8 protein-coding genes are annotated in these 14,485 nt (G+C 62.1%); 6 read left to right on the top strand and 2 right to left on the bottom strand.

Annotated features, from left to right (window positions below):
* Nucleotides 1–15 precede the first annotated feature (15 nt).
* The 3 genes from AB6809_RS01195 (at nt 16) to AB6809_RS01185 (ending at nt 7,162) form a co-directional block, all read left to right on the top strand.
* Entirely contained in the window at nt 16–4,875 is a 4,860-nt protein-coding gene (locus AB6809_RS01195; RefSeq protein WP_371025955.1) for an NAD-glutamate dehydrogenase, read from the top strand.
* A gap of 137 nt (nt 4,876–5,012) precedes the next feature.
* Nucleotides 5,013–5,918 carry a cation diffusion facilitator family transporter gene (locus AB6809_RS01190; RefSeq protein ID WP_107709391.1) on the top strand — a complete coding sequence of 302 codons (906 nt, stop codon included), beginning with the start codon at nt 5,013–5,015 and terminating at the stop codon, nt 5,916–5,918.
* Between the two features lie 170 nt (nt 5,919–6,088).
* Nucleotides 6,089–7,162 (top strand): purine nucleoside permease, encoded by a 1,074-nt coding sequence (locus AB6809_RS01185; protein ID WP_371025954.1) that lies wholly within the window; start codon nt 6,089–6,091, stop codon nt 7,160–7,162.
* 245 nt (nt 7,163–7,407) lie between these two features.
* On the opposite strand, the gene AB6809_RS01180 is transcribed toward AB6809_RS01185, so the two are convergent.
* Nucleotides 7,408–7,719, bottom strand: coding sequence for a DUF4148 domain-containing protein (locus AB6809_RS01180; protein WP_029970112.1), 312 nt, complete (start codon nt 7,717–7,719; stop codon nt 7,408–7,410).
* A gap of 223 nt (nt 7,720–7,942) precedes the next feature.
* Entirely contained in the window at nt 7,943–8,947 is a 1,005-nt protein-coding gene (locus tag AB6809_RS01175; protein WP_006049438.1) for a LysR family transcriptional regulator, read from the bottom strand.
* A 172-nt stretch (nt 8,948–9,119) separates the two neighbouring features.
* Here AB6809_RS01175 and AB6809_RS01170 point away from each other — a divergent pair, with 172 nt between their 5' ends.
* The 3 genes from AB6809_RS01170 to AB6809_RS01160 all read left to right on the top strand — a co-directional run bounded on the left by AB6809_RS01170 (nt 9,120) and on the right by AB6809_RS01160 (nt 14,484).
* A complete protein-coding gene (locus tag AB6809_RS01170; RefSeq protein WP_029970114.1) occupies nt 9,120–9,974 on the top strand; it encodes an alpha/beta hydrolase in 855 nt (284 codons plus the stop codon).
* Between the two features lie 45 nt (nt 9,975–10,019).
* Nucleotides 10,020–11,228, top strand: a complete 1,209-nt coding sequence (locus AB6809_RS01165; protein WP_006052752.1) for an efflux RND transporter periplasmic adaptor subunit — start codon at nt 10,020–10,022, stop codon at nt 11,226–11,228.
* 70 nt (nt 11,229–11,298) lie between these two features.
* Nucleotides 11,299–14,484, top strand: coding sequence for an efflux RND transporter permease subunit (locus tag AB6809_RS01160; protein ID WP_006052751.1), 3,186 nt, complete (start codon nt 11,299–11,301; stop codon nt 14,482–14,484).
* Nucleotide 14,485 lies beyond the last annotated feature (1 nt).

Below are 14,485 nucleotides of genomic sequence, written 5' to 3'. Positions count from 1 at the left end.
CCGGGGGAGTTCATCATGCAAGCAAAGAACGAAGAAGCCGTCACGCACTTGCTGAACGATGTCGTCGAGTTTGCACGAGCGCGCTTGCCCGAGCCGGCGTTTGACATCGTCGAACCGTTTTTGCGGCACTACTACGATTTCGTCGACGCCGACGATCTGCAAGGCCGCTCCATCCCCGATCTGTACGGCGCCGCGCTCGCGCACTGGCAGACCGCGCAGCGCTTCGTGCCGGGCAAGGAAAGGCTGCGCGTCTATAACCCGATTCTCGAACAGCATGGCTGGCATTCCGATCACACGGTGATCGAGATCGTCAACGACGACATGCCGTTCCTGGTCGACTCCGTTTCGATGGCGGTCAATCGCCAGGGACTCGCGCTGCATTCGGTCGTGCATCCGGTGTTTCGCATCTGGCGCGGTGCCGATGGCGACATCGCGCGCGTGACGCAAGGCGCCGAAGAAGCCGCCGACACGCGCTCGCAACTGGCCTCGTTCATTCACTTCGAAGTGGACCGTTGCGGCGACGCGGCAAAGCTCGATGCGCTGCGCGACGACATCGCGAAAGTGCTGCGCGACGTGCGCGCCGCGGTGGAAGACTGGCCGAAGATAGTCGAACTCGCGCGCGTCACGATCAAAGGCATGAAGGTCGGCGAGAGCGGGCCGGATGCGATGGAAGCGCGTGCGTTTCTCGAATGGATGGTCGCCGATCATTTCACGTTTCTTGGCCAGCGCGACTATGAACTGGTGCAACAACAAGGCACGGGCTACGGCTTGCGTGCGGTGCCGGGTTCGGGCCTCGGCATCATGCGCGACGAATTGCGCGCAAGCGCTGACGGCGCGGCGGCCGCATCGGAAGTAACTGTATTGCCTCCGGCCGCCGCCGAAATCATTTCAAGCGCGTCGCCGATCTTTCTCACCAAGGCCAACTCGCGCGCGACGGTGCATCGGCCAGGCTACCTCGATTATGTCGGCATCAAGCTGACCGGCGCGGACGGCAAGGTGATCGGCGAGCGGCGCTTCATCGGGCTTTACACATCCACCGCGTATTTTTTGTCGGCGGCGGAAATTCCTATCGTGCGGCGCAAATGCGCAAATATCGTGAGACGCGCCGGATTCTTGCCGAAAGGTCATCTCGCGAAATCGCTCGTGACGGTGCTCGAAACGTATCCGCGCGACGAACTCTTCCAGGCCGACGAAAACCAGCTCTACGATACCGCGCTCGGTGTACTGCGTTTGCAGGAACATCAGCGCACGCGTCTTTTCGTGCGGCGCGATCGCTTCGACCGCTTCGTGTCGTGCCTCGTGTTCGTGCCGCGCGACAAGTACAACACCGATTTGCGGCAACGTATCGCCAATCTGCTCGCGGATGCCTTCAACGGAGCGAGCGTCGAATTCACGCCGCTGCTTTCGGAATCGACACTCGCGCGCATTCACTTCGTGGTTCATGCAAAGCCGGGCGGCATGCCGCGTGTCGACACGCGCGAACTCGAAGCGCGCCTCGTGCAGGTCGCGCGCCGCTGGCAGGACGATCTTGCCGATGCGCTGCTCGACGCATTCGGCGAAGAGCAGGGCAACCGTCTGCTGCAACACTACGCGGATTCGTTTCCGCCGGGCTATCGCGACGACTATGCCGCGCGCACGGCAGTACGCGACATCGAGTTGATCGAACGCGTGCAGGGCAGCGAGCGGCTCGCGATGAACCTCTATCGTCCGATCGAAGCCGGGCCGCGCGCGTTCCGCTTCAAGGTGTATCGCGCGGGCATGCCGATCGCGCTGTCGCGCAGCTTGCCGATGCTCGAACATCTCGGCGTGCGCGTCGATGAAGAGCGGCCGTATCTGATCGAGGCGCTCGGCTCGACGCCAGCATGGATTCACGACTTCGGCCTGGAACTTGCCGACGACGCGGAGTTCGACATCGAGCGCGTGAAGGACCTTTTCGAAGACGCGTTCGAGCAGGTATGGACCGGCGCGATAGAAAGCGACGACTTCAACCGCCTCGTTCTGCGTGCGCAATTGAACGCGCGCGAAGTGACGATACTGCGCGCGTATGCGAAGTATCTGCGCCAGGTCGGCTCCACGTTCAGCGACGCGTATATCGAGCGCGCGGTGACCGGCAATCCCGCGATTGCGCGAATGCTCGTCGAATTGTTTGTCGCGCGCTTCGATCCGGCGCATGGCGGCACACGCGAAGCGCGCATCGAGAACTTGATGAAGACGATCGACGGCGCGCTCGATCAGGTTCCCAATCTCGACGAAGACCGCATCTTGCGGCAGTTTCTCGGCGTCATCAAGGCGACGCAGCGCACCAACTATTACGTGTTCGATGCGGATGGCAAGCCGAAGCCGTATCTGTCGTTCAAGTTCAATCCCGCGCAAGTGCCCGGCTTGCCCGAGCCCAAGCCGATGTTCGAAATATGGGTCTATTCGCCGCGCGTGGAAGGCGTGCATTTGCGTGGCGGACGTGTCGCGCGCGGCGGCTTGCGCTGGTCCGATCGTCGCGAGGATTTCCGCACGGAAGTGCTGGGCCTGATGAAGGCGCAGATGGTGAAGAACGTCGTGATCGTGCCGGTCGGCTCGAAGGGCGGCTTCGTCGTGAAGAACCCGCCGCCGCAAAGCGAGCGCGATGCCTCGATGCGCGAAGGCATTGCCTGCTATCAAACGTTTCTGCGCGGCCTGCTCGATCTGACCGACAACCTTGCGGGCACAACCGTCGTGCCGCCGCGCGACGTGGTGCGGCACGACCCCGACGACCCGTATCTGGTCGTCGCCGCCGACAAAGGCACGGCCACGTTCTCCGACTACGCGAACGCGATCTCGCAGGAATATGGCTTCTGGCTCGACGACGCATTCGCGTCCGGCGGCTCGGTCGGCTACGACCACAAGAAGATGGCAATTACCGCGCGCGGCGCGTGGGAGTCGGTGAAGCGGCACTTCCGCGAAATGGGCGTCGATACTCAAACGATGGACTTCACGGTGGTCGGCATCGGCGATATGTCGGGCGACGTGTTCGGCAACGGCATGCTGCTGTCGCCGCATATCAGGCTCGTGGCCGCGTTCGATCATCGGCATATTTTCCTCGACCCGAATCCCGATCCGGCGACGAGTCTTGCCGAGCGCGGGCGGCTCTTTCTTCTCGACCGCTCGAGTTGGGCCGACTACGATCCTTCGCTGATTTCAGCGGGCGGCGGCATATTTGCGCGCACCGCCAAGACGATTCCGTTGTCGCCCGCGGTGCAGTCGGTGCTCGGTATCAGTGCGCCGGCGTTGTCGCCCGCCGAACTGATGCGCGCGATTTTGCAGGCGCCCGTCGATCTGCTTTACAACGGCGGCATCGGCACCTACGTGAAGGCGACGCGCGAAACGCATCTGCAAGTGGGCGACCGCGCGAACGATGCGATCCGCGTGAACGGCGCCGAATTGCGCTGCAAAGTCGTGGCCGAAGGCGGCAATCTCGGGCTCACGCAACTCGGCCGCATCGAGTTCGCGCAGCGCGGCGGGCGCATCAATACGGATGCAATCGACAACTCCGCCGGTGTCGACTGCTCGGACCACGAGGTCAACATCAAGATTCTGCTGGGACTGGTCGTGGCCGACGGCGAGATGACCGACAAGCAGCGCAATGCGCTGCTCGCCGAAATGACCGACGAAGTCGGCCTGCTCGTGCTGAAGGACAACTACTATCAGACGCAGGCGCTGTCGATTGCAGGCCGTTTCGGCGTCGAACTGCTCGATGCGGAAGCTCGCCTCATGCGTTTTCTCGAACGCGCGGGCCGCCTGAATCGCGGAATCGAGTTTCTGCCGAGCGACGAAGACGTGGCTGAGCGGCAAGCTGCGAAACAAGGACTCACCACGCCGGAGCGCGCAGTGCTGCTCGCGTATAGCAAGATGTGGCTGTACGATGCGCTGCTCGAATCGCCGGTGCCGGAAGATCCGCTCGTCAGCGACATGCTGATCGAATACTTTCCGAAGCCCTTGCGCCAGCGTTTCAGCGAGCCGATGCAGCGGCACCCGCTGCGCCGCGAGATCCTCGCGACGCATCTCACGAACGCACTCGTGAACCGCGTCGGCTGCGAGTTCGTGCACCGGCTGATGGAGGAGACGGATGCGCGGCCGGGCGACATCGTGCGGGCCTGCATCATGGCGCGCGATGTGTTCGACCTCGATCACGTTTGGCACAGCATCGACGCGCTCGATAACCGCGTCGCCGACGACGTGCAGGCGCGCATGTTCGTCGAAGTCGCGCGGCTCGTCGAACGCTCGGCGTTGTGGTTCTTGCGGCATCTGTCGTCGCCGGCGGTGAATGGCGACGACGTGACGGATCTGCTCGCGCGTTGCCGCGACGCCGCGCAACGTCTCGCGCCGCAATGGCCCGCGCTGTTGCCGGCCGCGGATCTCGAAGCGCTGTCCGAACGACAACGCGTGCTGGTGGATGCGGGCGTCGACAGCGACCTCGCGGTGCGCATCGCCAGTGGCGAAATCTCGGCTGCGCTGCTCGACATTGCGGAAGTGGCATCGACGTGCGAGCGCAAACTCGAACTCGTGGCGGGCGTTTATTTCGCGCTCGGCACGCTGCTGAATTACCACTGGATCAGCGAACGCGCGGCCGCGCTGCCCGCGCCGTCGCACTGGGACATGCTCGCGCGCGCATCGGCATTGGCGGAACTCGCGCGCCTCAAACGCGCGCTCACCATGAGCGCGCTCGCCGGCGCCGACGACTCAGCCGCGCCCGACACGCTGGTTCAAGCCTGGCGCGACAGGCGGGGCGCACAACTGGAACGCTATGCGCGTTTGCTTGCCGATTTGCGCGCCACGGGGGGCGCGAGTCTGTCGATGCTGCTGGTGATCGTGCGCGAGATGGCCGCGCTCGAGAGGGCATGAGGGTTGCGTGGAGACTGCGTTGACGGCGCGGCGCAACACATGGCGCGCCGCTGTTGGACATGCTGTGCGGCATGGCCATAATACGCATTCCCGGAAGCCCAAAGCCTTTCGCAAATTGAACAACGCCCTCGATAACGATGAAAGAAGAATCGCCGAAAGCCATTATTTATGCGCTGGCCGCCAACTTTGGCATTGCCGTTTGCAAGTTCGCTGCCGCTTCGTTCACCGGTTCCGGCTCGATGTTCGCCGAAGCCATTCACTCGACCGCCGACTGCGGTAATCAATTGCTGCTGCTGTTCGGCCTGCGTCAGGCACGCCGGCCGGCGAGTCCCTTGCATCCAATGGGCGGCGGCCGCGAGATCAACTTTTATTCGCTGCTCGTCGCGTTACTGCTGTTCTTCGTGGGCGGCGCGTTTTCCGTCTATGAAGGCGTGCATCGGCTGATGGCGCGCGAGCCATTGCAGTACGCGTATGTCGCGCTCGTGGTGCTCGGCGTGTCGGTGGTGCTCGAGGCGTTTTCGCTGTGGGGCGCGCTGAGGGAAATCCGCCGCGTGCATCCTGAGAAAAACATCTGGCGATGGTTCAGGGAAACGCGCGAGTCGGAACTACTGGTTGTCGCCGGCGAAGATATCGCGGCGCTCGTGGGCCTCGCGATCGCGTTTGCCGCGGTGCTGCTCACGCTCGTGACCGGCAATCCTATGTACGACGCGTTTGGCTCCATCGCCGTCGGCTTGCTGCTGATGGTGATCGCGGGACTGGTGGCGCGCGAGGTGAAGTCGATGATCGTCGGCGAATCGGCGAGCCCCGAAGTGCGCCGCGCCATCGAGGCGCATTTGCGCGCGCGCAGCGAAATTCGCGGCATCATCAATATGATCACGCTGCAATGGGGACGTCACGTGGTGGTCGCAGTGCAGGCCGAAATGATCGACTATGCGAGCGGCCGCGCGATGGTCGATGCGATCAACATCATCGAGGCCGATTTGCAGGCCGCCTTTCCGCAAGTGCGCTGGGTGTTTTTCGAACCGGATGTACCGCGCGCGTGATTTTCCTTTGTCTGGTGCACGCGACTGGCGACTCGCCACTCGCGGAGAGCTTCGTGCGATTAACGTAATCGACGTGTCGTGTAGTGGACAATAATTTCGTCGCATCTATACTTCTTCCGGCTTGAAGCGGCACTCTCCCCAACTGCATCACAAGCAAAAGGAAGATCACGATGCTGACTCGCACATTGGGCGCGCTATCCGTCATTGCACTCGCGGCATGCGCAGCCTTTACTTCCGGACCCGCAAGCGCGGACGACAGCGACGCTTTCTCGCATGGCGACGGCGGCTCGCGCGGGCGGCCGGTCAAGGTGATGATCATCTCGATGTTCGGTCCCGAGGGCCAGGTGTGGCTCGACAAGCTCGGACCGTGGCGCGATATTCCGGTGGACGGCTTGTCGCCGGATTATCCGGCAGTGCATTGCAACCGCCAGGACGTCTGCGTGATGACGACCGGCATGGGCCACACGAATGCCGCGGCGTCCATCATGGCGCTGACGTTCTCGCCGCGTTTCGATTTGCGGCATACGTATTTCATGGTCGCGGGGATTGCCGGCATCGATCCTCAACAGGGCACGGTGGGCTCGGCGGCGTGGGCGAAATATCTCGTCGACTTCGGCATTCAATGGGAAATTGACGGGCGCGAAATTCCGGCCGGCTGGAACACCGGCTATCTTGGGATCAATACAAAGAGCCCCGCGAAAAAGCCACCGCTCGATTACCGGACCGAAGTATTCCAGCTCAATACGCAGCTTGCCGATACGGCATTCGCTTTATCGCGCAACGTCGTGCTTTCCGACAATGCGCAGGCGCAGGCTGCGCGCGCCAAGTATTCGTACGCGCCGGCTAATCGTCCGCCGACCGTCATTCAGTGCGATACGCTCGCCGGCGACACATGGTGGTCCGGCACATTGCTCGGGCAGCGCGCTCGCGACTGGACCAAAATATTGACCGATGGAAAGGGCACGTATTGCACGACGCAGCAGGAAGACAATGCGACGTATGAAGCACTGAAACGCGCGGCTTCGGTGCATAAGGTCGATTTGAACCGCGTGGCTGTAGTGCGTGCGGGCTCGGATTTCGACCGCCCTTATGACGGACAGACGAGCGCTGATAACTTGCTCAACTACTCAGCACAAGGCGGCTTTACGATTGCGCTGGAAAACCTGTATCGCTCGGGCAATCCGCTTGTGCAGGACATTGTCACGCACTGGGGCGAATGGCGCGAAGGCGTGCCGAAGCGCTAATCCAATGATTGCAACAAGGGCCGCCCGATGTGAACTGCGGCCCTTGTTGCAATGGCGCGGCGCATTAGCGTTGCGGCGCGCGATACGGCGTCCATACTGCGGAGTCGGTGTTCCAGTGGTCGAGTTCCGATGGTGTCATGGTGTGCTCCTTTATAAAGTGCTGAGATCTGTTCGGCTCGCCGTCATCGGCATTTAATCCGGATGGCTAACTATTGCGGCGAGCTTCTTGTTGCATTGCTGAGAATTTACTGACCGTTTGCCACGCGCGTGACATCCCCATTCGTGCCTTCCTGCAGCGCGATACGCGCGGCTTGCGTCTGGCCGATCAAGCCCTTGTTCGGATACGTCGTGCGATTGAGCGAAGGCAGCGAGCCGTCGCGATAGGCGGCGACCAGTTCGGCCTGCACTTCGGCGCGCGTCTTGCCGCCCGTCGCCGTCGTCGAGGCGGTGGGTTGAGTCTGATAGCTGCCTGCGTGGCCGATGCCGTTGCTCTGTGCGAATACCGGCGCGCTCACGAGCAGCGAGAGAGTAAGACCTGCGAGAAGATTGCGTTTCATGATTCACTCCTGTCGATTCATTTGCAGCACGACGGGTGCTGCGACAGGGTGAAATGTAGACTTCGAGGGAGCGCCGATAAATTGCGCTTTCGCGAAATGAATTGTCGCGATTCCAGAACAATCGAACGACAAGCCTTATAAACACAGGCCGAAACAACAACCGCGGCATTAGCGCCGCGGTTGGAATTCACTGTTTCACTATTTGCACTTCAATTGAGTTGAGTCACGCGACCCATTCGGATATAACCGGTGTGTCGAGTGCCGGAGCGGACTCGCGTTCTTCGAGCGTGCGCTTCGAGCAGGTTGCGTCGAGCGTGCCGCGGCCACTCAGTAATGGGCAGCGGTCGAACACTTCCGCAATCCAGTCTACGAAAACACGGACTTTAGGCGACAGATGCCGACTGTGCGGATAGACTGCCGAAATAGGCATCGGCAAAGGCTTCATCTCGGGCAGTACTTCTACGAGTTGGCCCGCACGCAAATGCGGCAGCACCATGAAGAGCGCCGGCTGAATCAGGCCAAAACCTTCCAGCCCGCAGGTCACGTAGGCATCGGCGTCGTTCACCGACACAATGCTCTTCATTTTTACTTCAACCTCTTTACCATCAACCAGGAATGCCCAATCGAGCGTGCGTCCCGTGCGGCTCGAGAAGTAATTGACTGCTTTGTGATTTTCCAGGTCCTCGAGCGAAGTCGGCATGCCGGCCCGTTCGATGTACTCCGGCGACGCACACGACACGCCCTCGAAGAGGCCGATCCGTCGCGCCACCAGCGAGGAATCCTGTAGCGCGCCGACGCGCACCACGCAATCCACGCCTTCCTGCAGCAAGTCGACCGGCCGGTCCGACAAGCCGAGTTGCAGATCGATGTCCGGGTAGCGCTTGTGGAATTCACATAGTTGTGGAATCACCAGCAGGCGGCCAATCGAACCCGGCATGTCGATGCGCAGCTTGCCGTGCGGCTTTTTATTGCCGCTCTGAAAACTGGCCTCGGTCTCTTCCACGTCCGCGAGGATGCGCACGCAGCGTTCGTAGTACGCCGCGCCGTCCGGCGTGAGCGACAGGCGCCGCGTCGTGCGGTGCATGAGCCGTGTGCCGAGGAACGCTTCGAGGTTCTGAATGATCGTGGTAACCGATGCGCGCGGCAGGTCGAGCGTTTCAGCCGCGCGAGTAAAGCTGTTTGTGTCGACGACACGCGTGAACACTTGCATGGCCTGAAGCCGGTCCATTGCAAACCTCCAGAAGGGGCAGGCGTACTGAGCAGGATTCGAATCCGCCGAGCAATCGGTTCGATTGTTCAGAGGGGCCGAATTGTGTTGCCGGATTATAGGCATTTATTTACGAGTCTGCCGAACCCACAATTCGCACCATTGAAGTTCTTTGCGCATTGCGCGGCTCGACATGGAAGCATTCAAACCGCCGTACTCATTTGTGCCCGCCGGCATTGCGCCGGCCGGGGCCGACAGCACGGCACTGGAAGTCACTGACGTACAGATAGAAGGACACGCGCAGGACATCACGTTGCGTTTGTACCGGCAGCCGAAGAAAACCGCACTGCCGGTACTGCTTTATTTTCACGGCGGCGGCTTTACGAAGGGGTCGATCGATCAGGCCGACTTTGCGTCGCGTTATTTCGCAGAACATTTACCTGCATTGGTGGTGTCGGTCGGTTATTCGCTCGCGCCGCAGTTTCCATTTCCCGCTGCGCCCGAAGACGCACATCGCGCGGCATTGTGGGTGCAGACGCGGGCGCGTGCATTTGGCGGCAATAGCAGGAAGGTTGGCGTGGCCGGCCACGACGCGGGCGGCCAATTGGCCAATTGCCTCGCGTTCATCGCGCGCGATCGCGGCGACGTGCAAATTTCCGCGCAAGCTTTGTTCGGGCCGATGCTGGACCCGAGTCTCACGCGCCTTGGCGATGAAAAGCGCCTCGGCTCGGACATCACGGCAAGAGAATGCGCGGCCTGTTATCGCGCGTACTTGCCGCAGGCGTCGCAACGCATGCATCCGTATGCGGCGCCGCTGGAATCGTCGCGGCTCGCCGGCTTGCCGGCCACGCTGATCGCGACGGCGCAAAACGACGTGCTGCATGTCGAGGCGGAGAAATACGCGAGCAGTCTGATCGACGCCGGTGTGCTGACCCAGGTGGTCCGCTATCCGGCCGTCTCGCATGCGGCGCTCGCCGATCATCCGCCCGCCTTGCAGGAGGCAGTGCGATTTTTTCAGTGGCGCTTCGATGCGCGCGCCCATCGCTGAAACAGAAACAAGCAGAACTTTAATCAACGATACCGGGAGCTACACATGACCATCCTTCCTCTTTCCCGCCGCCGCGTGGCGGTTGCCACACTAGCGGTACTCGTGCTGGCCGGACTCGGCACATTCGGCGCAATCCGCGTGGACGCGAGTTCGCCTGCCGCCCCGACCATCGTGCCGGAAGTCGATGTCGCCACCGTGGTGCAAAAAACGATCACCGACTGGCAGAGCTATTCGGGCCGTCTAGAAGCGGTAGAAAAAGTGGACGTGCGTTCGCAGGTGCCAGGCACCATCGTGTCCGTTAACTTCAAGGACGGCGCGCTCGTGAAGAAAGGCGACACGCTGTTCGTGATCGACCCGCGCCCGTACGCGGCGGAAGTCGCGCGCGCGGAAGCGCAGCTCGCGGCCGCGCAGGCGCGCACGGGCTACACGCAAAGCGATTGGGAACGCGCGCAACGCCTGATCACCGACAACGCGATCGCCAAGCGCGATTACGACGAGAAGCAGAACGCCGCGCGCGAAGCGAGTGCGAACCTGAAGGCCGCGCAAGCCGCGCTCGAAACCGCACGCATCAATCTCGGCTATACGAAGATCACGGCGCCGGTATCGGGCCGCGTATCGCGCGCGGAAATCACGGTGGGCAACGTGGTGTCGGCAGGTGCGGGCTCGGCGCCGCTGACCACGCTCGTGTCGGTGTCGCCGATCTACGCATCGTTCGACGCGGACGAACAAACGTATCTGCAATACCTGCGTCGCGCGAAAGACGGCGGCAAGGTGCCGGTGGAACTCGGTCTCGCGGATGAAAGCGGCTACTCGCGCAGCGGCACGATCGAGTCGGTGGATAACCGTCTGGATACGTCGTCGGGCACCATCCGCGTGCGCGCGCGTTTCGACAACCAGGACGGCACGCTGATTCCGGGCCTGTATGCGCGCGTGAAAGTGGGCGGCAGCGAACCGCATCCGGCGGTGCTGATCGACGACGCCGCCGTCGGCACCGACCAGGACAAGAAGTTCGTGCTGGTGGTCGACCAGAACAATCACGTCGTGTATCGCGAGATTTCGCTCGGCGACATGCAGGGCAATCTGCGTGTCGTGAAGGGCGGCCTGAAACCAGGCGACCGGATTGTGGTGAACGGCGTTCAGCGCGTGCGGCCCGGCGACGCGGTGCGCGCGCACATGGTGCCGATGACGACCGACCAGGACCCGAACAGCGCGCCGCTCGCGCAGCAGCGCGCCAAAGCGGACAAGAACTCGTGAGCGTTCGCGCCGCGGCATTGAACGCGCGGCGCGTGCTCCAACCGCTTGCTCCAAACATCAAGAGCTTCCAATGAACATATCCAAATTCTTCATCGATAGGCCGATTTTCGCGGGCGTGCTATCGGTATTGGTTCTGCTGGCGGGCGTGATTTCGCTCTTCAAGCTGCCGATTTCCGAGTACCCGGAAGTGGTGCCGCCGTCGGTCGTGGTCCACGCGCAGTATCCGGGCGCCAATCCGAAAGTGATCGCGGAAGCCGTCGCTTCGCCGCTCGAAGAGCAGATCAATGGCGTCGAGAACATGCTGTACATGCAGTCGCAAGCGAACAGCGACGGCAATCTCACGCTGACGGTCACCTTCAAGCTCGGCACGAACCCGGACCTCGCGACCCAGCTCGTGCAGAACCGCGTGAACCAGGCGTTGCCGCGTCTGCCGGAAGACGTGCAGCGGCTCGGCGTGACGACCATCAAGAGCTCGCCTACGCTCACCATGGTCGTGCACCTGATCTCGCCGAACGACCGCTACGACATGACGTATCTGCGCAATTACGCGGTTCTGAACGTGAAGGATCGTCTCGCGCGGATTCAGGGCGTGGGCCAGGTCCAGTTGTGGGGTTCGGGCGACTACGCAATGCGCGTGTGGCTCGATCCGCAGAAGGTCGCGCAGCGCGGTTTGACCGCGACCGAAGTGGCTAATGCGATTCGCGAGCAGAACATTCAGGTGGCGGCCGGTGTGATCGGCGCGTCGCCTTCGGTGCCGGGCACGCAATTGCAGTTGTCGGTGAATGCGCGCGGCCGTCTGAAGACCGAGGACGAATTCGGCAACATCATCGTGAAGACCACGCCCGATGGCGGTGTGACCTATCTGCGCGACATTGCGCGCGTCGAACTCGCGGCGTCGGAATACGGCCTGCGTTCGCTGCTCGACAACAAGCCGGCCGTTGCGCTCGCAATCAATCAGGCGCCGGGTGCGAACTCGCTGGCGATTTCCGATGAAGTTCGCGCCGCGATGAAGGATCTCGCGCAGGACATGCCCGCGGGCGTCGAATACAAGATCGTCTATGACCCGACGCAGTTCGTGCGTTCGAGTATCGAGGCGGTCGTGCATACGCTGCTCGAAGCCATCGCGCTGGTGGTGATCGTCGTGATCGTGTTCCTGCAGACGTGGCGTGCGTCGATCATTCCGTTGATCGCCGTGCCGGTGTCGATTGTCGGCACGTTCTCACTGCTGCTTGCATTCGGCTTCTCGATCAATGCGCTGTCGCTGTTCGGCATGGTGCTCGCAATCGGCATTGTGGTGGACGATGCGATCGTCGTGGTGGAGAACGTCGAGCGGAACATTGAAAACGGGCTCAGTGCGCGCGATGCGACGTACAAGGCGATGCAGGAAGTGAGCGGGCCGATTATCGCCATTGCGCTGACGCTCGTCGCCGTGTTCGTGCCGCTCGCGTTCATGACGGGTCTCACGGGCCAGTTTTACAAGCAGTTCGCGATGACCATCGCGATCTCCACGGTGATCTCGGCGTTCAATTCACTGACGCTGTCGCCGGCGTTGTCCGCGATGCTGCTGCGCAGTCATGGCGCGAAGGAAGACTTCCTCACGCGCATCATGAACCGCCTGCTGGGCCGCTTCTTCAAGGGCTTCAACAAGGTGTTCCATCGCGGCTCGGAAGGTTATGGCCGCGGCGTGACGGGCGTGCTGCGCCGTAAGGGCGCGATGCTCGCGGTGTACGCGATCTTGGTCGGTGCAACGGTGCTGATCGCGCGTATCGTGCCGGGCGGTTTCGTGCCCGCGCAGGACAAGGAGTACCTGATCGCGTTCGCGCAACTGCCGAACGGCGCGTCGCTCGATCGCACGGAAAAAGTGATCCGCGATATGAGCGCGATCGCGCTCAAGCAAAAGGGCGTGGAAAGCGCGGTGGCGTTCCCCGGTTTGTCGGTGAACGGCTTCACGAACAGTTCGAGCGCGGGCATTGTGTTCGTCACGCTCAAGCCGTTCAAGGACCGCGGCGACAAGAAGCTCTCGGCAGGCGCGATTGCGGGCTCGTTGAATCAGCAATATGGCGCGATCAAGGATTCGTTCGTTGCCGTGTTTCCGCCGCCACCCGTGCTTGGTCTCGGCACGCTCGGCGGTTTCAAGATGCAACTGGAGGATCACGGCGCGCTCGGCTACGCGGAGTTGAACAAGGCAGCGGAGGCATTCGTGAAGAAGGCGGCGCAAACGCCTGAGCTTGGCCCGACCTTCTCGAGCTATCAGATCAACGTGCCGCAACTGAACGTGGATCTGGATCGTGTGAAGGCGAAGCAGCTCGGCGTGCCGGTCACTGACGTGTTCAACACGATGCAGATCTATCTCGGCTCGCTGTATGTGAACGACTTCAACCGCTTTGGCCGCGTGTATCAGGTGCGGGTGCAGGCGGACGCGCCGTTCCGTCAACGCGCCGACGACATCCTGCAACTGAAGACGCGCAACAGCGCGGGCGACATGGTGCCGTTGTCGTCGCTCGTCACGGTCACGCCGACGTATGGTCCGGAAATGGTGGTGCGTTACAACGGCTATACGGCCGCGGACATCAACGGTGGACCGGCGCCGGGCTTCTCGTCGGGACAGGCCCAGGCCGCGGCTGAGCGCGTGGCGGCGGAAGTTCTGCCGCATGGCGTGAAGCTCGAATGGACCGATCTGACGTATCAGCAGATTCTTGCCGGCAATGCAGGCTTGTGGGTGTTCCCGATCAGCGTGCTGCTCGTGTTCCTCGTGCTGGCCGCGCTGTACGAGAGCCTGACGCTGCCGCTCGCGGTGATCCTGATCGTGCCGATGAGCGTGTTGTCCGCGTTGACCGGCGTATGGCTCACGGGCGGCGACAACAACATCTTCACGCAGATCGGCTTGATGGTGCTGGTGGGCTTGTCGGCGAAGAACGCGATTCTGATCGTGGAGTTCGCCCGCGAACTGGAACACGACGGACACACGCCGCTGTCGGCGGCAATTGAAGCGAGCCGCTTGCGTCTGCGGCCGATTCTGATGACGTCGATCGCGTTCATCATGGGTGTGGTGCCGCTGGTTCTGTCGACCGGAGCCGGTTCGGAAATGCGTCATGCAATGGGGATTGCGGTGTTCTTCGGCATGCTCGGCGTGACGCTGTTCGGGCTGATGCTGACGCCGGTGTTCTATGTGGTGCTGCGTACGTTGGCCGGCGGGACGATTCATGTCGCGCAGAAGGATTCGCCGCGCATCGGCGCGCCGGTCACGGACGCCTGAG

The sequence above is a fragment of the Paraburkholderia sp. RCC_158 genome (assembly GCF_041355255.1).
In the GTDB taxonomy this organism is placed as follows: domain Bacteria; phylum Pseudomonadota; class Gammaproteobacteria; order Burkholderiales; family Burkholderiaceae; genus Paraburkholderia; species Paraburkholderia graminis.
This window is presented reverse-complemented; position numbering and strand designations above follow the sequence as displayed.

What these genes read in the sequence shown, in the direction of transcription:
- AB6809_RS01195 (WP_371025955.1), top strand. Translation starts at nt 16, where the DNA reads ATGCAAGCAAAGAACGAAGAAGCCGTCACGCACTTGCTGAACGATGTC.
- AB6809_RS01170 (WP_029970114.1), top strand. Translation starts at nt 9,120, where the DNA reads ATGGAAGCATTCAAACCGCCGTACTCATTTGTGCCCGCCGGCATTGCG.
- AB6809_RS01190 (WP_107709391.1), top strand. Translation starts at nt 5,013, where the DNA reads ATGAAAGAAGAATCGCCGAAAGCCATTATTTATGCGCTGGCCGCCAAC.
- AB6809_RS01180 (WP_029970112.1), bottom strand. Translation starts at nt 7,719, where the DNA reads ATGAAACGCAATCTTCTCGCAGGTCTTACTCTCTCGCTGCTCGTGAGC.
- AB6809_RS01160 (WP_006052751.1), top strand. Translation starts at nt 11,299, where the DNA reads ATGAACATATCCAAATTCTTCATCGATAGGCCGATTTTCGCGGGCGTG.
- AB6809_RS01175 (WP_006049438.1), bottom strand. Translation starts at nt 8,947, where the DNA reads ATGGACCGGCTTCAGGCCATGCAAGTGTTCACGCGTGTCGTCGACACA.
- AB6809_RS01185 (WP_371025954.1), top strand. Translation starts at nt 6,089, where the DNA reads ATGCTGACTCGCACATTGGGCGCGCTATCCGTCATTGCACTCGCGGCA.
- AB6809_RS01165 (WP_006052752.1), top strand. Translation starts at nt 10,020, where the DNA reads ATGACCATCCTTCCTCTTTCCCGCCGCCGCGTGGCGGTTGCCACACTA.